Genomic DNA, 18,545 nt, shown 5'->3' with positions numbered 1-18,545 from the left:
GGATTGTTGCCACTCAAGCCTTGTAAAGAGGGCTGCGCAGATACAGCTCGCGCACGCGGCGTCCGGCCACCACGCCCAGGGCGCTGACCGGCAGGGCAATCAGCACACCCAGGAAGCCGAACAAATGGCCGAAGGCCAGCAAGGCGAAGATCACCATCAAGGGCGAGAGACCGATGCGCTCGCCCACCAGGCGCGGGGTGAGCGCAAAGCCCTCGATCAGCTGACCAAGACCGAAGATCAGCGCCACCGCGAGCAGGCCGTACAGGCTGGCGAACTGCAGCACGCCGGCCAGCAGGGCCAGCAGCAGCCCCAGGCCGAAGCCCAGATAGGGAATGAAGACGGCCAGGCCGGTGAACACGCCCACCGGCAATGCCAGGTCGAAGCCGGCCAGGGCCAGCGCCACGCTGTAGTAGGCGGCCAGTATCAGCATCACCAGCAATTGGCCACGCAGGTATTGGCCCAGCATCTGGTCGCATTCGCCCAGAAAACCACCGACGCGCTCGCGCATGCGTGGCGGCACCATGGACCAGGCGCGCCGCATCAGCTCGGGCCAGTCGTGCAAGAGGTAGAACAGCACCACCGGCAGCAGCACCGCATTGCCAACGATGGCCAGCAAGAAGCTGCCGCCGATGCGCGCCGAACTCAGCGCCGTGGCCAGCCACTCTTCCAGATTGGCGTCCAGGTACTTGAGCACAAAGCTCTTGATGCTGGCGGTGTCCAGTGCCGCGTTGACGCCATGCTGCTGCAACCAGGGCAGCGCATGGGTGTTGAGGGCGTTGGCCAGCACCGGAATCTGCTCGCGCAGCAGCGGCAGCTCCTTGCTGAGGATGGGTACGATCAGCAGCAGCAGGGCCAGCAACAGCAGCACTGCCACCACTTCCACCAGCAGCACGGCCAGCAGGCGCGGCACCCGGCGGCGCACCAGCAACTCGACCGCTGGCGTAAGCGCATAGGCCAGCACAGCTGCGGCGATGAAGGGCGCCAGCACAGGCTGCAGAAGCCGCAGCAGCGCCAGCGCCAACAGGGCCAGGGCGGCCCAGGCCAGGGCGTGGCGTTGCGGGGTACTGAGCGTCATAGGGGATGGCCGTGGCGGCTGGTGGGTGCTTGCGGCGCGGATTCTAAGTGCGCGGCGCCCCCGCACGCTCAGTGCAAGGTGGGGCCACCCCTGGCGCTTTTGGCGCGCCACTCGTGCAGCATGACCTGCAAGGCCTGCCGGTCCGGCGCGTCCGGCACCTCGGCGAGGTAATGCGCCAGATCCACCGCCGCCGCCTGCAAGTCCCCCAGCGCGAACCAGGTCATGGCGCGGTCGCGGCACTCGGCAGCCTCGCCGGGCAGCAGGGTGACGAGGCGCTGCTGCACCTGCAGCAGGCGCGGCCAGTCCTGGCCCGAACGGTGGATTTCCTTCAGGTTGCGCAGCATGCGGGCCAGCACCTGGCGCGGACTGGCGGCCTGCAGGAACAGCTCCATGGGCAACTCCTGGTCGTCCGGCAGGCCGGCGCCATGCCGGTAGGGCAGCAGGAATTCCTCCAGCGCATTGCGCGTCAGCGAGCGGCCGCTGAAGGGATCCAGCACCACCTCGCCCTGCGGCAGGCGCAGCTTGAGCAGGAAATGCCCGGGGAAGGCCACGCCCTGCACGCGCAGGCCGATCTGCGCCGCCAGCTCCATATAGATCACCGCCAGGGTGATGGGGATGCCGCGCCGGGTGGCCAGCACATGGTGCACAAAGCTGTTGCCCGCCTCGTAGTAGTTGTTGACATTGCCGGCGAAGCCCAGCTCCTGATGGAAATACTGGTTGAGTGCGCGCAGTCGGTAGGCGGCGGCGGCATCGGCCGGCAAACGCCGCTTCAGGCGCTGCGCCAGGGTATCGACCTCGGCCAGCACCTGCTGCACATCCAGCTGCGGGAACTCGTCCTGGGCGATGGTGATCGCCGCCTCAAGCAGGTTCAGGCTCTGCTCATCGGCCACCAGGGCCGCAAAGTATTCCAGCGGCGTTGGTGCACGCAGGCTCAGGGAGGCACTCATGGGCCGAGTTTATGCGCGCCGCACGAATTGGCGCAGCTTCAATCCGCTCAAGATCAGCACCGCGAAGTACAGCAGTGCCGAAGCCACCAGACTGCCCGCCATGTACAGCGCGCGCAAAAGCTCGGTGGCCCCCAGCGCCACCCAGTCCAGCCGTACGGCCAGTTGGTGCTGCAGCAGCCCCATCGCCAGGCTGGCCAGCAGCACGCGCAGGACAAAGGGCCACCAGCCCGGCGCGGGCGTGTAGCTACCGCGCGCGCGCAGCCCGCGCAACAGCAGACCGGCATTCACCAAGGCCGCCAGGCCGATCGACAGCGCCAGCCCGGCCGCGCCCAGCCAGGGCACGAAACAGGTGTTCAGCAGCTGTGTCAGCACCAGCACGCCGACGGCAATGCGCACCGGGGTGCGCGTGTCTTGCCGCGCGTAAAAGCCCGGCGCCAGCACCTTGATCGCGACCAGGCCGATCAGCCCCACGCCATAAGCCATCACCGCGCTGCTGGTATGCAGCACATCGTCAGCCTTGAAGGCACCCCGGTGATACAGCACCGCCACCATCGGCCCGGCAAACAGCAGCAGCGCCACCGCGCAAGGCAGGGCCAGCAGCAGCACCATGCGCAACCCCCAGTCGAGCATGGCCGAGTACTGGGCCGTCTCGCCCTTGGCCTGGGCGGCCGAGAGCTGCGGCGTCAACACCACACCCAGGGCCACACCCAGCAAGGCGATCGGAAACTCCATCAGGCGATCGGCATAGGTCAGCCAGGAGGCGGCGCCGGGCGCCACCCAGATTGCAATCTGTGTATTGATGACCAGGGACAGCTGGGCCACGCCCACGCCCAGCAGCGCCGGCCCCATCTGGCGCAGGATCTGGCCCACGCCCGGGTGCCGCCAGGCGCGCCGCAGCCCACCCCAGCTCAAGCCTAGCCGTGGCAACAGACCCAGCCGTCGCAGCGCCGGAATCTGCACCGCCAGCTGCAGCACCCCGCCGAGCATCACCCCGATGGCCATGGCATAGATGGGTTGGTAGCCCAAGGCCTGCAAGCGCGGCGCTAGCAACCAACCCGCCGCGATCACCGCCAGGTTCAGCAGCACCGGCGTGACCGCCGGCACCATAAAGCGCTTCCAGGTGTTGAGAATGCCCGCCGCCAGCGCCACCAGCGACATGCAGCCGATGTAGGGAAACATCCAGCGCGTCATGACGATGGCGGCGCGGCGCGCATCATCGGCCAGCCCGGCGCCCAGCAGCCACACCAGCAGCGGCGCACCCAGCACGCCCAGCAGGCAGGTCAGCAGCAGCGTCCAGGCCAGCACGGTGGCCACGGCGCTGATGAGCAGCCCGGTGGCGGCATCACCCTCCTTGGCCCGGGTCGCCGCCAGCACCGGCACAAAGGCCTGGGAAAAAGCGCCCTCCGCGAACAGGCGGCGCAGCATATTGGGAATGCGAAAGGCCACCTGAAAGGCGTCGGTGATGGCATTGGCGCCAAACAGCGCCGCCACCATCTGCTCGCGCACCAGTCCGGTGATGCGCGACGCAAGGGTCAGGATGGAAACAAGGGAAGCGGCGCGCAGCAGATTCATGGGGAACTGGGTTTGCCGACCATTCGACGGCCGGCGCATTATCTATTTGTGCCTGGGCTGGTCGACAAATCGCTTCAAGCCTTTGATCATCGCTGGAAAAGTGCTACACTCGCGGTCTTTGCACCAACTGGTAGACCTATAACATGGCAAGCTCTTCCAAAGCCAAGAAGAAAACCGTCCGTTTGGCATCGGGCCGCAAGCGCGCCCGCCAGGACGTCAAGCTCAACGCAGCCAACACGGCGCTGCGTTCCAAATTCCGCACGGTCGTGAAGAACGTGCAAAAGGCCGTGGTCGCTGGCGACAAGACCAAGGCTGCTGAATTGTTCAAGACCGCCCAGCAAGTGATCGACTCGGTCGCTGACAAGGGCATCTTCCACAAGAACAAGGCTGCCCGTCACAAGAGCCGCCTGTCGGCCAAGATCAAGGCCCTGGCCGCCTAATAGCCAGCCTGGTGCAAAGCAAAAGGTCCGCTTCGGCGGACCTTTTTACTTGTGCATCGCGCCCACGGGCGCCAGCACCTGCTGGGCGCGCAACCAATCGGCCACCGAACGCGCGACCCAGTCGCCATCATCCAGCGGCAGGTCGTGTCCCGCGTTGGCATGTAGGCGTAGCGGAACGCCCCAGGCACGGCTGATAGCCTGCGAGCAATGCCAGTCCACCAACTCATCGCCCTTGCTGCACAACAACAAGGTGGGCGCACGCGGACGCGCGTAACTGGCCCGGTAACGCACGGCCGCCAATAGCTGGCGAAGCGCATTGCGCCGCCCCACCGGATGGTTGCGCTGCAGTTCGACCCAGTTGTCGAGCACGGCTTCGGGCCTTTCAAGCAGGCGCGTGGTCAGCGCCAACACCTTGGCCTCACGCCGACGCAGGCTGAGCCTGAACATGCTCAGCAACAGCAGTGGCCAGTAGTTGCTGGGGCGTAAACGCCTGAAAAAGGGACTGAAGGGTCGCAAGCTGGTGTTGATCAGGACCGCGCCCGACACCTCGTCCGGGTAGCAGCGCATCCACTCGCTGACCACCATGGCGCCCAGGGACATCGCAAGCAGGTGGTAAGGCGGCGGCAGGCCGCGCCTGAGCATCTCGTCGCGACAGGCTTCGACCATGTCCGCCACATTGCTGGGGCTGGTCTGGCGATGCAGGCTGCCATTGCCGGGCAGATCAAGCAGCTCAAGCTGCGCCCCGGGTTGCTGTCTCTGCAACTCGGCAGCGAGCACTCCAGGGAAGCGTCCCCAATGCCCGCTCTCCCGGGTCAAACCTCGCAACAGAATCCAGGTAATTGCCCGGGTCATCCCTACCTCTGTACAGCTTCACGCCAACCTCAGCGACGATACCAACGCTGCACCGCCAAGTCGTAGTGCGCGCGCCGCTGATCGCCGCTGGGCAACCACCGCCCGGCGCTGCTGGCAGCGCGGGACATGAAATCCAGCCAGGCCACATGGCGACGCAAGACACGCTGCCGCCGATGCTGGATCTGCGGATTGAAGATGCCCAAGCGCGAGAATAGCTGCCGAGGATTCTTCTTGACCCAGATCCATGAGCCCATTTCCAGGGTCAAGGGTAGCAGCATCCGCCCCGGCTCAGCGCGGGACTGCAGATACAGATAGTCCCAGAGATCACCATGCGTCAGATATTGGCGACTCTGGGGCTCGAACAGGTAACGATGCTGGGCATGGGTTTGATCCATGATCTCGCACAGGGCATGTATTTCCGGCAGATGCTCGATCGGCTTGGCCGTGTGCGCAAACGGAAACCAGATGCGATCACGCAGGCCGAAGCCGGAATGGCAATCCACCGTGATGGCCACCTCATGCGTCAGCAACTCCTCGCGCACCAGCGCGCACAGGGCCAGGCTCTCCGGCGCCATTGATGCACCGAGCGCCCCCCGATACCAGGGCAGGCTGGCACTGAGGCGCTGCCCGGCCACCAGCCACGGCACTGGCCCGAGCGCCTCGACCGGCGCGTTGCGCATCAAGTCCACACCTTGCGGATTGGCCCGGGTGCCACGCTCCAGGCCGCCCGGATTCACCAGCGGCATGAAGACCATGCGCAGCCCCGCTAGTTGCTGGTGCAGCAGCGCGTCCCAGCGCAAACGCACCAACAAACTGCGCAGATAGGCCATCACCACCTCGGTGCCGATGCGTTCCAGCCCGTGCACCCCCCCGAAATAGCCGATTGCCGGCGCATCCGGAGCGCGGCTTCCCAGCATCAATGCCAACAATGGCCAGCGCTGTGCGCCCGCACCCACATCACCCAAATGACGCAACTCGACATGCGGCGCGCCTGCCGCTGCCAATTGCCGCAACTCCTCCACCCACGCCAGCGCCGATGCCACCGGCACGGACTTGCCGTCTCTGTCCATGAGCATGCAAAGCGATGGAGCATAGCCAAGCGCTTCAGCCGGCGCCATGAGCCGACTGGCTCACCCGGACATTCACACTGTCGTCACCGTTGACACTTACGCTGCAGCGCATGGACGAACGCACCGCCACGAACAAGGCACACCTGGCTCTTGCGCTCGCGTTCTGCGCTGGACTGCTGGAGTTGTACGCCCTGCTGCGGGCGCGTTGGCGCGGCTGAATCAGTCGCGAGCGCCACGCTCGGGCAGCAGGCAGGCCTCGGCCACCTGCAGGTGGTTGTCGCGGGCGAAGTTCATTACGAAGTCCCAGGCCATGGGCTCGACATTCTTCAACTCTTCGTTGACGATCACGCACTTCACCCCGTTGATGACGCGCGGCACGCAGTAGGGCGAGTAGCCGATATGGGCGCCGATGCGGCCCTTGGCCCCGCCCGGGCGGAAGCAGGACATCGCCCCTGCGAGCCGCTCGGCCCAGTCGCTCGGCCGGAAGGTGCGTCCCTCCAGGGTCACACCCTGGATGAAGACTTCGCGCGGTTTGGGGGGCTGGCTCATAACGTGAAAGCGGCAACCGCGGCGTTCAAGCGGCCGCGGCGAAAGCGCTATTGTGCCCTGGATGTGTTGCGCCGCAGCACGTGGCATCGCACGCCTCGAACTTTCCAGCGCGCTGCTGCGGCTTTGTACGCGCAAACCCGGGTTTGCTGCGGCGCACACTTAGAATCGATCGCTCCCGGCTGGCGCCGGGTGTCACCTTCCCTCCCCTTTCATGGAGACTTGATGAACGCCGCCGTATCGTCCGTGCCCCCGTCCGAACCGCATGTGATGCAAACCTATGGCCGACTGCCGATCGCGCTGTCGCATGGCCAGGGTTGCTGGGTCTGGGACGTGGACGGCCGACGATACCTGGACGGGCTGGGCGGTATTGCGGTCAACACCCTGGGGCATGCCCATCCCAAGCTGGTGCCGGCGCTGCAGCAACAGATTGCCACGCTGATCCACACCAGCAACTACTACCATGTGCCGCTGCAGGAACAACTGGCCGCCAAGCTCTGCGAGCTCTCCGGCCTGACGAATGTGTTCTTCTGCAATTCCGGCCTGGAAGCGAACGAAGCCGCGCTGAAGATCGCGCGCAAGTTCGGCCACGACCGCGGCAACCACAACCCCGAGCTGCTGGTGTTCGAGGGCGCCTTTCATGGCCGCTCCATCGCGACGCTCTCAGCCACCGCCAATCCCAAGATCCATGCCGGCTTCGGCCCGCTGGTGCCGGGCTTTGTGCGCGTGCCCTTGAACGACATCGGCGCCGTCGAGGCGGCATTGGATGCCCATCCCAACATCACCGGCATCTTCCTGGAGACCATCCAGGGCGAAGGCGGCGTGAATCCGGCGCGCATCGAGTTCCTGCAAGCGCTGCGCCGCGTCTGCGACGCGCGCGACATCCTGCTGATGCTGGACGAGGTGCAATGCGGCATCGGCCGCACCGGCAAGTGGTTTGCCCACCAATGGGCTGGCATCCAGCCGGATGTGATGCCCCTGGCCAAGGGCTTGGGCAGCGGCGTGCCCGTCGGCGCGGTGGTGTGCGGCCCGCGCGCCGCCAAGGTGATGCAGCCCGGCAACCATGGCACCACCTTTGGCGGCAATCCGCTGGCGATGCGCGCCGGCGTCGAGACGCTGCGCCTGATGGAAGAGGAAGGCCTGTTGGCCAACGCTGCCAAGGTCGGTGCCGAACTCAAGGCTAGCCTGGCGCAGGGCCTGGCCGGCGTGGCCGGCGTGGTGGAGATCCGCGGCCAGGGGCTGATGCTGGGCATCGAGCTCGACCGCCCGGCCGGCGCGCTGCTGGCCAAGGCGGCCGAGGCCGGGCTGATGATCAGCGTCACCGCCGACCGCGTGGTGCGCCTGGTGCCTGCACTGATCCTGAGCAGCGACGAGGCCACTCAGATTGCCACCATCCTGGTGCCGCTGATCAAGGAATTTCTGGCGGTGCCAGCATGAAGCCGGGGAACAGCCTGATGCGCCATTACCTGCAATTCCGCGACTTCCGCGCCGAGGAGTACGCCTATCTGTTCGAGCGCGCCGCCATCATCAAGCGGCGTTTCAAGAACTACGAGCAGTACCAGCCGCTCTCCGACCGCACCCTGGCGATGATCTTCGAGAAGGCCAGCACGCGTACGCGCGTGAGCTTCGAGGCCGGCATGTACCAGATGGGCGGCTCGGTGGTGCACCTCACCACCGGGGACAGCCAATTGGGCCGGGCCGAGCCGATCGAGGACAGCGCACGCGTGATCAGCCGCATGGTCGACATCGTCATGATCCGCACCTTCGAGCAGACCAAGATCGAGCGCTTCGCGGCGCATTCGCGCGTGCCGGTCATCAACGGCCTGACCAACGAGTACCACCCCTGCCAGATCCTGGCCGACCTATTCACCTTCATCGAGGCGCGCGGCATGGACCGCCGTGGTGCCATCGACATGGACTGCCTGAAGGGCCGCGTGGTGGCTTGGGTGGGCGACGGCAACAACATGGCCAACACCTGGCTGCAGGCGGCCGAGATCCTCGGCTTCACCGTGCATGTCAGCACCCCCAGCGGCTACGAGGTGGACCCGGCGGTGGCCGGCATCCAGAACCGCGCCTGCTACAAGGTCTTCAAGGACCCCAATGAGGCCTGCCGCGGCGCCGACCTGGTGACCACCGACGTCTGGACCAGCATGGGTTACGAGGCCGAGAACGAGGCACGCCGCAGCGCCTTCGCGGACTGGTGCGTGGACGCCGACATGATGGCCCAGGCCAAGCCGGACGCGCTCTTTATGCACTGCCTGCCGGCGCATCGCGGCGAAGAAGTGACGGCAGACGTGATCGACGGTCCGCAGTCCGTGGTCTGGGACGAGGCGGAAAACAGAATGCACGTGCAAAAGGCACTCATGGAGTACCTTTTGCTCGGCCGCATCGGCTAAGGCTCAACGGGGGCGGATGCTGCCGTTCAGGCTGCCAGCGGGGTAGTTGCGCTGGAACGCCTTCCAGACCTCCCCCGACCTGGCGCTGCGCTCCAGCAGTTCGCGCAGCGTCTCCCGATCGCCCTCGCTCAGGCTTGACCGCGACAGATATGCGCCACTGTCGGCCCAGGGCAGTTCGTCCACCGGTTCATAGCGCAGCCGCTCCAGCATGGCCTGGTAGCGCGGCTCGGTCGAGATCGCACCCACCAGAATCGAAGGTGCCATGATGGTCAGGTCCGACATGCCGCTGCTGAGCGAGCGCGCCACCGCCAGCGCATCCACCTCCAGCGCCAGCCTGCGCTGCTCGCGCAGCTCTGACAGCAGGGAACGGTAGGCATCGCCATAGTCGAAGCCTCGCACCAGGGCTACGCGCAGTTCCTTGCGCTCCAGCAGTTCATCCAGGCTGGCGATGGCAGGGCGATCGCTGCGCAGGGAAATCAGCGTCGCGCGCGCAATGATCAAGGGCACGAACAGGCCAAACTGGTCGCGCCGGGAAGACCGGCTCGCCGGTATCAGCAGGTCCGCCTTGCCGGACTCGAACATGGCCTCCTGGCGCGCCCTTGGCACCGCCCTGAAGGCGAACTCGCAGCCTTCCTTGGCAAAACCGCGCAGCAACTCGGGATAAACGCCCCCTGGCTGAACGCCATCCAGCGTGACGCTCAGTCCCACCGGGGCCAGCGGCGCCTCGATCACGCGACTGCAGGCGGCCAGGCTGGCCACGCTGGCGCCTTGTGCGAGCGCGAAAAGTGCTGTCAATCCAAATGCGCGCCACATGTCTGTACTGCCGTCCTGTTCGGTGCAGGATAACCGAAGCCGCAGGCGGCAAGGATCAGCCAGCCGTCAGTCAAACATGGCAAGCTATGCGGGTCATGAAAATCGCCCTGATCACCGATCTGCACGCCAATCGCGAAGCCTTTAGCGCGGTGCTCGACCATGCCGAGTCGCAGCATGCCGGCCAATATGCCCTGTTGGGCGACTTCGTGGGCTATGGCGGCGATCCTGCCTGGGTGGTGGATCGCGTGCGCCAAATGGTCGCGGCCGGTGCCGTCGCGGTGATGGGCAACCATGACGCCGCCGTGCTGGAAGGCCCGCTGCCCAGCATGCGCGACGATGCCCGCGCAGCCGTGCAATGGACGCGTGCCCAGCTGAATGCCGAGCAACTCGCCTTTCTGGCCGCACTGCCGATCAGCCAGACCCAGCAAGACCGGCTCTATGTGCATGCCAATGCCTACGACCCGCGCGCCTGGGAGTACATCCAGGGGCGCCTGGAGGCAATGCGCAGTCTGCATGCCACCGAATGCCGCTACACCTTTTGCGGCCATATGCACGAGCCCATGCTCTACCACCTCTCCGGGACCGGCAAGGCGGGCGACTTCAAACCAGTGCCTGGCATGTCGATACCGCTGCTGCCCAACCGCCAGTGGTTGGCCATCCCCGGCTCCTGCGGCCAGCCGCGCGACGGTAATCCGGCCGCCTGCTACGCCCTGTTCGACACCGTGAGTCACGAGCTGAGCTTCCAGCGCGTGCCCTACGACCATGATGGTGCCGCCGCACGCATCCGTGCCGCCGGCCTGCCCGAACGCCTGGCGCAGCGCCTGCTCACCGGCGACTAGCGCCCATAGGCCTTTTGATCGAGGAATCCATGCCAGACCAGTCCAGCGGTCCCGCCAGCGTCCCCGCCCCCCTGCCGATCGCCAGCCTAGAGCCCGGCCTGGTGCTGGACGGTTTCCGGCTGGAAGAGCGTCTGCACCAGGGCGGCATGGCCAATCTATGGCGTGTCACGCGACTGGAGCCGGTGCCAGGCGAGGACTTCCCGCTCATCATGAAGGTGCCCCGCATCAAGGGCGGCGAGGACCCCGCCACCATCGTCGGCTTCGAGGTCGAGCAGATGCTGATGCCGGCACTCAAGGGCCCCCATGTGCCGCGTTTCGTGGCGCGCGGCGACTGGACCCGCCAAGCCTATATCGTGATGGAGCAGATCGCCGGCCAGTCGCTGCGTCCGCGCCTGGACGAGGCGCCGCTGCCCTTGGACGAGGTGATCGAGATCGGCTCGCGCGTGGCCACCGCCCTGCATGATCTGCATCGCCAGCATGTGGTGCATCTGGACATCAAGCCCAGCAACATCATGCTGCGCCCCAGCGGCGAGGCGGTGCTGGTGGACTTCGGGCTGTCGCGTCACGATCAGCTGCCCGATCTGCTGGAGGAGGAGTTCTCGCTGCCCATGGGCACCGGGCCCTATATGTCGCCCGAGCAGGTGCAGTTCGTGCGCAATGATCCGCGCAGCGATCTGTTCGCCCTGGGCGTGATGCTCTACCACTTTGCCACCGGCGAGCGTCCCTTCGGCCAGCCCGCCTCGGTGCGCGGCCTGCGCCGCCGCCTCTACGTGGACCCGGTGCCGCCGCGCGCCATCGACGCGAGCATCCCGCCCTGGTTCCAGGAGGTGGTGCTGCGCTGCCTAGAGGTCAAGCCGGAGCGGCGCTACCAGAGCGCCGCCCAGCTGGCGCTGGACCTGCAGCGCCCCGAGGGCATCACCCTCAGCAAGCGCGCCGCACGCCTGCACACCAGCGGCACCATCAAGACCCTCAAGCGCTGGTTCTTCGCGCTCGGCTCCGAACCCACGGCCCAGGCCACGGTCACCGAGCAGGTGGCGCGCAGCCCCATCATCATGGCCGCGGTGGACATCGACCATGCCACCCCGGGCCTGCTAGAGCAATTGCGCGAGACGGTGCGCCGCATTGTGCAGACCGAGCCTGGCGCCCGCCTGGCCTGCGTCAGCGTGATGAAGACCGCCCGTATCGGCATGGACGAGCTGACCGACAAGGACGGCAAGAGCCTGCATGTCAAGCAATTGATCGCCCTCAAGCATTGGGCAAGACCTGTCACCCGCGCGCTCAAGCTCGAGGATGGTCGGCTCACCTTCCATGTACTGGAAGCGCCGGACGCGGCCAATGCCATCATCGAATTTGCCGCCAAGAACCGCGTCGATCATGTGGTGATGGGCGCGCGCGGCAACTCGGCGCTGCGGCGCTATCTGGGCAGCGTCTCGGCCCAGGTGGTGGCGGAATCGGATTGCACCGTCACCGTGGTGCGCGAAGTGGCCAGCGCCTGAGCACCCCTCCTCCGCATTTAGTCACGCTGCTGGTTTGTGCTCGCTTGTTGGGTCGCATGGCCTCGGCCATACTCGCGCGCAGCTAGGCCGCCAGCGCTGCGGCCCCAACACACAAGGGGAAGTCTTGAGTAAGAAATCCAGCCACCGGTCCAAGCTAGGTCTCGCGAGCCTGTCGCTCGCCGCCCTGATCATGTTGTCTGCCTGCGGCGGAAAGACTGAGGCGGAATTGATCACCGCGGCCAAAGAGTATTTGAGCCTGGAGAACTACAGCGCCGCCACCATCCAGCTGAAGAACGTCCTGCAGAAGAATGCCGAGTCGGCGGAGGCGCGCCTGCTGCTGGGCAAGGCCTTGCTGGGCCAGGGCGATGCGGCCGGGGCTGAAATCGAATTGCGCCAGGCGCGCCGCCTGAAAGTGGCCGACGAGCAGGTGATGCCCGAGCTGGCGCGCGCCCTGCTGGCCCAGGGCGAGAGCCGCAAGCTGGTGGACGAGTTTGGCCTGCTTTCCTTCAACGAACCCAAGGCCATGGCCGACTTCAAGACCAGCATTGCCGCGGCCCACGCGGGACTGGGTGCGCGCGAGCGGGCCCAGGCGGCGGTGGACGAGGCGCTCAAGCTCGTGCCCGGTTATGGCGCGGCCATGATTTTGCAGGCCCGGCTGAAGGCGGGCGGCGGCGAGCTCGATGAAGCGCTCAAGCTGATGGATGATCTGACCGCCCGCGAACCCGGCAATGCCCAGGCCTTCATGTTGCGCGGCGACCTGCTGATGGCCAAGGATGACCGCGCCGCTGCACGCACCGCCTTCGAGAAGGCCTTGGCGCTGCGCGGCGACCTGGCACGCGCCCACAGCGCGCTGATGACCATGCACCTGGCGGCCAACGATGTGGACGCCGCCAACAAGCAGTTGGAAGCCATGCGCAAGGCACTGCCGCGCCATCCGGACACGCTGGTGTTCGAAGCCCAGATGATGTTGGGCAAGGGCCAGTACAAGGAGGCGCAGGCGCTGCTGCAAAAGGGCTTGCGTGGCATGCCCGACCATCCGCGCATGCTGCTGCTGGCCGGAGCCGTCGAGTTGCAACTGGGCGCGAGCGCCCCGGCCGAAACCCTGCTGATGCGCGCCGTCCAGGCCATGCCCAATGACCTGGGTGCACGCCGCTTGCTGGCACGCGCCAACATGATGTCCAACCAACCCGACAAGGCCATCAACGCGCTGCGCCCGGTGCTCGAAAGCGGCCATGCGGATGCCGAATCGCTGACCCTGGCGGGCCAGGCCTACCTGGCCATCGGCGACCTGAAGAATGCCGAAACCTACTTTGCCAAGGCGGTGCAGAGCAAGCCCGACAGCGCCAAGGCGCGTACGGCGCTGGCAATGTCCCAGATCGCGCAAGGCAAGACCGACGCCGGCTTCAGCGATCTGCGCAGCATCGCCGCCAGCGATACCGGCGTATCGGCCGACATGGCACTGATCAGCGCCCATGTGCGCCGGCGCGATCTGGACAAGGCGCTGACCGCCATCGATGCGATGGAGCGCAAGCAGGCGGACAAATCGATCGCTGCCAATCTGCGCGGCCAGGTGCTGTTGCTGCGCAAGGACAATGCCGCGGCACGCAAGGCCTTCGAGGCGGCGCTGGCCGCGCGCGCAGACTTCTTCCCGGCCATCGCCAGCCTGGCCGCGCTCGACTTCTTGGAAGGCAAGCCTGACGTCGCCAAGGCACGGCTTGAGGCCGTCGTCAAGGCCGACCCCAAGAGCAGCCGTGCCATGGTTGCGTTGGCGGAGTTGCGTATGCGCTCCGGCGGTTCGCCCAAGGAAGTGGCCGAAATGCTGCGCAACGCGGTGAAGGCCAATCCCTCGGACCCGAATGCGCGCCGCACCTTGATCGAGCACCATCTGGCCCATGAGGAGGCGCAGGAAGCGCTGCTGGCCGCCCAGGCCGCCACGGCGGCCCTGCCCGACAACCCGGAGTTGCAGGAGCGCCTCGGGCGCGCGCAGCTGAACGCCGGCGATGCCAACCAGGCGCTCGCCACCTTCAACAAGCTCATCTCGGTGCAACCGCGCTCGGTGAGCGCCCTGCTGGGCCTGGCCGACACCCAGCTCGCCAGCAAGGATCTGGACGGCGCGGCAAGGTCGGTGAAACGCGCCTTGGATCTGGCTCCCGACGCCTTGCAGACCCAGCGTGCCGCCATCATGTTGGCACTGCGCCAGCAGCGCTTCGATGACGCGTTGAAGGTCGCCCGGCGTGTGCAGCAGAAATTCCCCAACCAGGCGCTGGGCTTCATGCTGGAAGGCGAAATCGAGCAAACCCAGAACCGTCTTGAGCAAGCCGCCGCGGCTTTCCGCAATGCCCTTGGCAAGTCCAATCCGGCGCAAGCGCCGGCCCAGTACCACTTCGTGCTGACCAGGGCCAAGAAGGATGCTGAGGCCGCCAAGTTCGTCGACAGCTGGACCAAGGATCATCCCAAGGACGCCTTGTTCCTGCTCTATCTGAGCGACCAGGCGCTGGCGCGGCAGGACTACGCCAGCGCCGAGAAGCGCCTTGAGCAATTGCTGAGCCTGCGCCCGGACTACCCGATCGCCCTCAACAACCTGGCTTGGACCTATTTCAAGCAGGGTAAGCTCGCGCCCGCCCTGGTCGCGGCCGAGAAGGCCACCAAGGCCGCGCCCGGCCAGCCGGCCCTGATGGACACCTTGGCCACCGTGCTGGGCGCGAACAAGCAAGTCGCCAGGGCGCTGGAAATCCAGAAGCAGGTGGTGGAGATGGCCCCAGCATCGAACGCCTACCGCCTTAACCTGGCAAAGCTGCATGTCTTGTCGGGCGACAAGACCTCAGCGATCACCGAGTTGAAGAACCTCGACAAGCAAGGCAAGAAGAACTATCCGGAGAAGGCCGAGGTCACCAAGCTGCTGGCCGAGCTGGGCTGAGCCGGCGCCGCGTCACTAGGGCTGGGCGCTGGGTGCGGCCGCGGCGCGGCGCGGTGCAATCTGGGTTGGCAGGCTCAGGCTATTGCTTCCGGCACCGAGCTGGATGTTCTGCGCCTGGCCATCCAGCAACTGATCCGGGTGCCAGATCCGCAGCCGGGCGGCTCCCTCGGGCAGGCCGCTGAAACTCAGCCTGCCCTCGGCGTCACTCACCGCCGCCCAGGGCGAATCGCTGACATAGACATGGCCGCGCATCGAGCCATGCAGATGGCAGCCCAACAGCTGCGGTCCTGGCTGGACAAAGGTCTGGCTGGCACTGCTGGGGGCCTTGCCCTCCACCCGGCCGGCCAGGCGCAGCGCAAAGCCCTGGCTGGGGTCCAGATAGACGCCGCCCGGCCCCATCTGGCCGCCGCGCACATGGTGGTCCCAGCGATCCAGGTTGCTGAACACCACCTTGGCGCCCACCGGCACCACCGACAGCGCCGGCACGAACTTCATTTTTTCCTGCGCGATCAGGTATTCGGCCCTGGCCACCGGGCGCGCCCCCTGCTGGCTGCTATCCAGCAGCACCACCGCATCGGGCAGCGGTTTGCCGCTGCGGTCCAGCACCTGCAAGCTCAGGTCGGCGGCACAAAGGCGCGTCGATGCGCCCAGCAACGCCGCAGCAAGGACGGCGGACGGCGGGAATACGTGATGCGACATCGAGGCCTCCTCTGCGCATGATGCGGGGGTTTGGCAAGTGTCGCATTCCTGCGTGCGGTAGGCGGCACGGGCCGGGACAATAGCGCTCGCACTCCTCACGACGGCGTCTGCCCATGCTCAACCCCATCGTCTATGCCGCTCCCGTGTTCGTCCTGATGATCGGACTGGAATTCGCCTGGGGGCGCTGGCGCGGCCAGGCCATCTATCGCGCAGCCGACACCGTCTCCAGCCTCGCGGCCGGCATCACCAGTCAGCTCATCGAGGTGTTCAGCAAGACCTTCACGTTGGGCATTTACACGCTCGCCTGGCAGCAACTGGCGCTGCTGCCGCTGCGCACCGACGCGCTGTGGGTCTGGCCGTTGGCGCTGTTGCTGTACGACCTCTGCTACTACTGGCATCACCGCCTCGGCCATGAGGTGGCCCTGCTATGGGCCGCGCATGCGGTGCATCACAGCTCGGAGGAATACAACCTCAGCACCGCGCTGCGCCAGACCGGCACCGGCTTTCTGTTCGGCTGGATCTTCTACCTGCCGCTGGCCGTGCTGGGCGTGCCGCCGCTGGTGTTCGGCGCGGTAGCGCTGATCGATCTGCTCTACCAGTTCTGGGTGCATACGCGGCTGGTGGGTCGGTTGGGCTGGTTCGACCGGGTCTTCGTCTCGCCCTCCAACCACCGCGTCCACCATGGCCAGAACGCCTATTGCCTGGATCGCAACTACGGCGGCATCCTGATCCTGTGGGACCGCCTGTTCGGCAGCTTCGTCGAGGAGCGCCCGGACGAGCCCATCGTCTACGGCGTGCTGGGTCAGCTGCGGCACTGGAACCCGCTCTCGGCCAATCTGCATGTCTATGCCGAGCGCTGGCGCGATATGCGCATGACCGCGCGCTGGGGCGACAAGCTCGCGCTCTGGTTCCGGCATCCGGGTTGGCGCCCGGCGGATCTCGAGCGGCTGGCGCCCAAGCCGATAGCGGACCTGCGGCAGTTCCAGCGCTACGCACCGCCGCTGCCTGCGGGCCTGCCCGCCTACGGTCTACTGCACCTGTTCATCCAACTGGGCCTGGGCGTGCTGTTCCTGGCGCAGGCGCCGGGCCTGGCGCTGTTCACCGCCCTGCCCCTGGCGCTCGGGCTTGCCGCTAGCCTGGTGCTGCTGACCCAGCTGCTGGAGGACCCGCAGACCAGGCGCGCTGGCGAAATGCTGCGCCTGATCACCAGCGCGCTGGCCTGCGCCTGGCTGTTGCAGGCTGCGCCCTCAGCGGCGATGCAGGCCTTTTGGGCCACCGGCGTGGCGGCCTATGCGCTCAGTGTGCCGCTGCTGGCGGTGCTGCTGCGCCGCCCGGTGGCCGCCGGGGCTGCGCCATGAGCGCGGCCGACAACCCCTGCACCCGCTGCGGCGCCTGCTGCGCGAGCTTTCGCGTCGACTTCGCGCGTGCCGAACTGCTCAGCGAGGGCGGCCAAGTGCCCGACGGCCTGACCGTGGAACTCACCCGCAGCAGCTGCCGCATGCGCGGCACCGATCATGTACAACCGCGTTGCGCCGCCCTGGTGGGCCAGGTGGGCGTGCAAGCCAGTTGCGGCATCTACGAATGGCGGCCAGCGCCCTGCCGCGAGTTCGGGCTGCGCGCGCCGCTGGGCCTGGGCGACGAAGCCTGCACGCGCGCCCGCGCGCGCCATGGCCTGGCGCCGCTCTGATCAATAGCTGCGCTTGACACGCAGGCTGTCGAGCTTGGCGCTGTAGAGCTCGCGGTCGCGCGAGGTGGTGCTGTTGTCCTTGGCCAGGGTCAGCTCGCGCCGCACCTCAGCCATGTCACCCAGCGCATAGTTGGCCAGCGCGAGCCAGAAGTGCAGCTCATGGAAATAGGCGTTGCGTGAGATCTCCCGACGGAAGAGATTGCGCGCGCGCTCGAAGTCGCCCACGCGCATGGCATCTCGACCCTGATCGTAGAACATGAAGGGGGGATAGGGCTGGATCTCGGCCAGGCGCAGGTTCAAGCGATCGGCCTCTTCGGTCTGGCCGGTTTCGCGCAGCACCACCACCAGATTGGCCAGCGCCGGCGTGTTGGCAGGCTCGCGCTGCAGCACCTCTCGGAAAGCACGCGCCGCGGCATCGAGCTCGCCATGGCGGCGGTAGATCACGCCCAGGGTGTTGATGCCGCCCAGATAGCGTGGCTCGTGCAAAACCGCGGCACGCGCCCACCAATAGGCCTGGTCCACCTTGCCCTCGCTGAGCGACTCGGCGGCGCGGTTGTTCATATACATGGCGACGATGGTTGACTCGCTGATGTCGAGGCTGCGCTGGCTGCGGATCTGCGCACCGGGCATGAAATCCACGATCAGGTTCTCGGCCTCATCGCCGAGAATCCTGAAGTCGCTTGGGCGCCGGCCCAGTCGCAAATTCACATGGCCGGAGACAAACTGCAGATTGCCTACCCGGCTCCAGAGCTCGTCCACCAGCACGTTCTGGTAATGCACAGGCAGGCCCAGCTCCTTGGCAAAGGCGGCCGTCATCAGCGTCAGCGACAGGCAGTTGCCGGCGCGTGCCTCGAAGGCCTGCGCCGCCGTGCGCGTCATCGCGGTGTCGTACTCGAGCTTGAGCTGGCTCTTGGCATAGAGCGCATCCAGCAGGCCCTGCCGGGTGCCGCTGCTGCGCAGTTGCGCGCCGAGCTCTCGCCTCAGATAGCCGCGCATCTCGTCGCTCAGCGCCATCACCTGGCCGGCGTCTATGGTCTCGGTGCTGGGCGCAAAGGCCGCGTCGCGCAACAAAGTCTCGGTCGCGATGGTCGGCTGCGGCGCCGTTGCGCAGGCGGCGACGGCACAGGCGAGCAGGAGCGAGATCAGCGTCTTCATGGCGGCCCTCCGGCAGGCAATCGACCCTATGCTAGTGCGAT

General features: G+C 66.6%; 17 protein-coding genes. 8 read left to right on the top strand and 9 right to left on the bottom strand.

Annotation, left to right across the window (positions count from 1 at the left end; translation table 11 throughout):
• Positions 1 to 13: 13 nt before the first annotated feature.
• The 3 genes from WG898_RS06435 to murJ form a co-directional block, all read right to left on the bottom strand.
• Positions 14 to 1,075: an AI-2E family transporter gene (locus WG898_RS06435; RefSeq protein WP_339601933.1), complete on the bottom strand. Its 1,062-nt coding sequence runs from the start codon at positions 1,073 to 1,075 to the stop codon at positions 14 to 16.
• Between the two features lie 68 nt (positions 1,076 to 1,143).
• The gene (locus WG898_RS06430) at positions 1,144 to 2,022 is read right to left on the bottom strand and encodes a SirB1 family protein (RefSeq protein ID WP_339601932.1); all 879 of its coding nucleotides are present in this window, start codon (positions 2,020 to 2,022) and stop codon (positions 1,144 to 1,146) included.
• Between the two features lie 9 nt (positions 2,023 to 2,031).
• The gene (gene murJ, locus WG898_RS06425) at positions 2,032 to 3,594 is read right to left on the bottom strand and encodes a murein biosynthesis integral membrane protein MurJ (protein ID WP_339601931.1); all 1,563 of its coding nucleotides are present in this window, start codon (positions 3,592 to 3,594) and stop codon (positions 2,032 to 2,034) included.
• Between the two features lie 143 nt (positions 3,595 to 3,737).
• On the opposite strand from murJ, the gene rpsT reads away from it, so the two are divergent.
• Entirely contained in the window at positions 3,738 to 4,034 is a 297-nt protein-coding gene (gene rpsT / locus WG898_RS06420; RefSeq protein ID WP_285231624.1) for a 30S ribosomal protein S20, read from the top strand.
• A 45-nt stretch (positions 4,035 to 4,079) separates the two neighbouring features.
• On the opposite strand, the gene WG898_RS06415 is transcribed toward rpsT, so the two are convergent.
• The 3 genes from WG898_RS06415 to WG898_RS06405 all read right to left on the bottom strand — a co-directional run bounded on the left by WG898_RS06415 (position 4,080) and on the right by WG898_RS06405 (position 6,505).
• A complete protein-coding gene (locus WG898_RS06415; RefSeq protein ID WP_339601930.1) occupies positions 4,080 to 4,886 on the bottom strand; it encodes an alpha/beta fold hydrolase in 807 nt (268 codons plus the stop codon).
• A gap of 29 nt (positions 4,887 to 4,915) precedes the next feature.
• A complete protein-coding gene (locus tag WG898_RS06410; RefSeq protein WP_444718921.1) occupies positions 4,916 to 5,956 on the bottom strand; it encodes a M14 family zinc carboxypeptidase in 1,041 nt (346 codons plus the stop codon).
• A gap of 219 nt (positions 5,957 to 6,175) precedes the next feature.
• Entirely contained in the window at positions 6,176 to 6,505 is a 330-nt protein-coding gene (locus tag WG898_RS06405) for a DUF3579 domain-containing protein (protein WP_339601928.1), read from the bottom strand.
• A 222-nt stretch (positions 6,506 to 6,727) separates the two neighbouring features.
• Between WG898_RS06405 and WG898_RS06400 the strand changes: the two genes are divergently transcribed.
• On the top strand, positions 6,728 to 7,939 hold the full coding sequence (locus WG898_RS06400) for an aspartate aminotransferase family protein (RefSeq protein ID WP_339601927.1): 1,212 nt from the start codon (positions 6,728 to 6,730) through the stop codon (positions 7,937 to 7,939).
• Complete coding sequence (gene argF, locus WG898_RS06395; RefSeq protein WP_339601926.1) at positions 7,936 to 8,898, top strand: ornithine carbamoyltransferase; 963 nt, start codon at positions 7,936 to 7,938, stop codon at positions 8,896 to 8,898. The genes WG898_RS06400 and argF overlap by 4 nt, the downstream gene beginning before the upstream one ends.
• 3 nt (positions 8,899 to 8,901) lie before the next feature.
• On the opposite strand, the gene WG898_RS06390 is transcribed toward argF, so the two are convergent.
• Positions 8,902 to 9,693 carry a substrate-binding periplasmic protein gene (locus WG898_RS06390; RefSeq protein WP_339601925.1) on the bottom strand — a complete coding sequence of 264 codons (792 nt, stop codon included), beginning with the start codon at positions 9,691 to 9,693 and terminating at the stop codon, positions 8,902 to 8,904.
• 113 nt (positions 9,694 to 9,806) lie between these two features.
• Here WG898_RS06390 and WG898_RS06385 point away from each other — a divergent pair, with 113 nt between their 5' ends.
• The 3 genes from WG898_RS06385 to prsT are packed head-to-tail and all read left to right on the top strand — an operon-like array spanning position 9,807 to position 14,963.
• Positions 9,807 to 10,550, top strand: a complete 744-nt coding sequence (locus WG898_RS06385) for a metallophosphoesterase family protein (RefSeq protein ID WP_339601924.1) — start codon at positions 9,807 to 9,809, stop codon at positions 10,548 to 10,550.
• 29 nt (positions 10,551 to 10,579) lie between these two features.
• Positions 10,580 to 12,046, top strand: coding sequence for a protein kinase domain-containing protein (locus tag WG898_RS06380; protein WP_339601923.1), 1,467 nt, complete (start codon positions 10,580 to 10,582; stop codon positions 12,044 to 12,046).
• Between the two features lie 34 nt (positions 12,047 to 12,080).
• Positions 12,081 to 14,963, top strand: coding sequence for an XrtA/PEP-CTERM system TPR-repeat protein PrsT (gene prsT, locus WG898_RS06375; protein WP_339601922.1), 2,883 nt, complete (start codon positions 12,081 to 12,083; stop codon positions 14,961 to 14,963).
• Positions 14,964 to 14,978: 15 nt separating this feature from the next.
• On the opposite strand, the gene WG898_RS06370 is transcribed toward prsT, so the two are convergent.
• Positions 14,979 to 15,662 (bottom strand): cupredoxin domain-containing protein, encoded by a 684-nt coding sequence (locus WG898_RS06370; RefSeq protein WP_339601921.1) that lies wholly within the window; start codon positions 15,660 to 15,662, stop codon positions 14,979 to 14,981.
• Between the two features lie 113 nt (positions 15,663 to 15,775).
• On the opposite strand from WG898_RS06370, the gene WG898_RS06365 reads away from it, so the two are divergent.
• Both WG898_RS06365 and WG898_RS06360 read left to right on the top strand, forming a co-directional pair.
• Positions 15,776 to 17,020 (top strand): sterol desaturase family protein, encoded by a 1,245-nt coding sequence (locus WG898_RS06365; protein ID WP_339601920.1) that lies wholly within the window; start codon positions 15,776 to 15,778, stop codon positions 17,018 to 17,020.
• Positions 17,017 to 17,349: a YkgJ family cysteine cluster protein gene (locus WG898_RS06360; RefSeq protein ID WP_339601919.1), complete on the top strand. Its 333-nt coding sequence runs from the start codon at positions 17,017 to 17,019 to the stop codon at positions 17,347 to 17,349. The genes WG898_RS06365 and WG898_RS06360 overlap by 4 nt, the downstream gene beginning before the upstream one ends.
• Here WG898_RS06360 and WG898_RS06355 read toward each other — a convergent pair whose 3' ends face one another.
• Positions 17,350 to 18,504 carry a tetratricopeptide repeat protein gene (locus tag WG898_RS06355; protein WP_339601918.1) on the bottom strand — a complete coding sequence of 385 codons (1,155 nt, stop codon included), beginning with the start codon at positions 18,502 to 18,504 and terminating at the stop codon, positions 17,350 to 17,352.
• Positions 18,505 to 18,545 lie beyond the last annotated feature (41 nt).

It is taken from the genome of Paucibacter soli (assembly GCF_037482845.1).
Taxonomy (GTDB): Bacteria; Pseudomonadota; Gammaproteobacteria; order Burkholderiales; family Burkholderiaceae_C; genus Paucibacter_B; species Paucibacter_B soli.
This window is presented reverse-complemented; position numbering and strand designations above follow the sequence as displayed.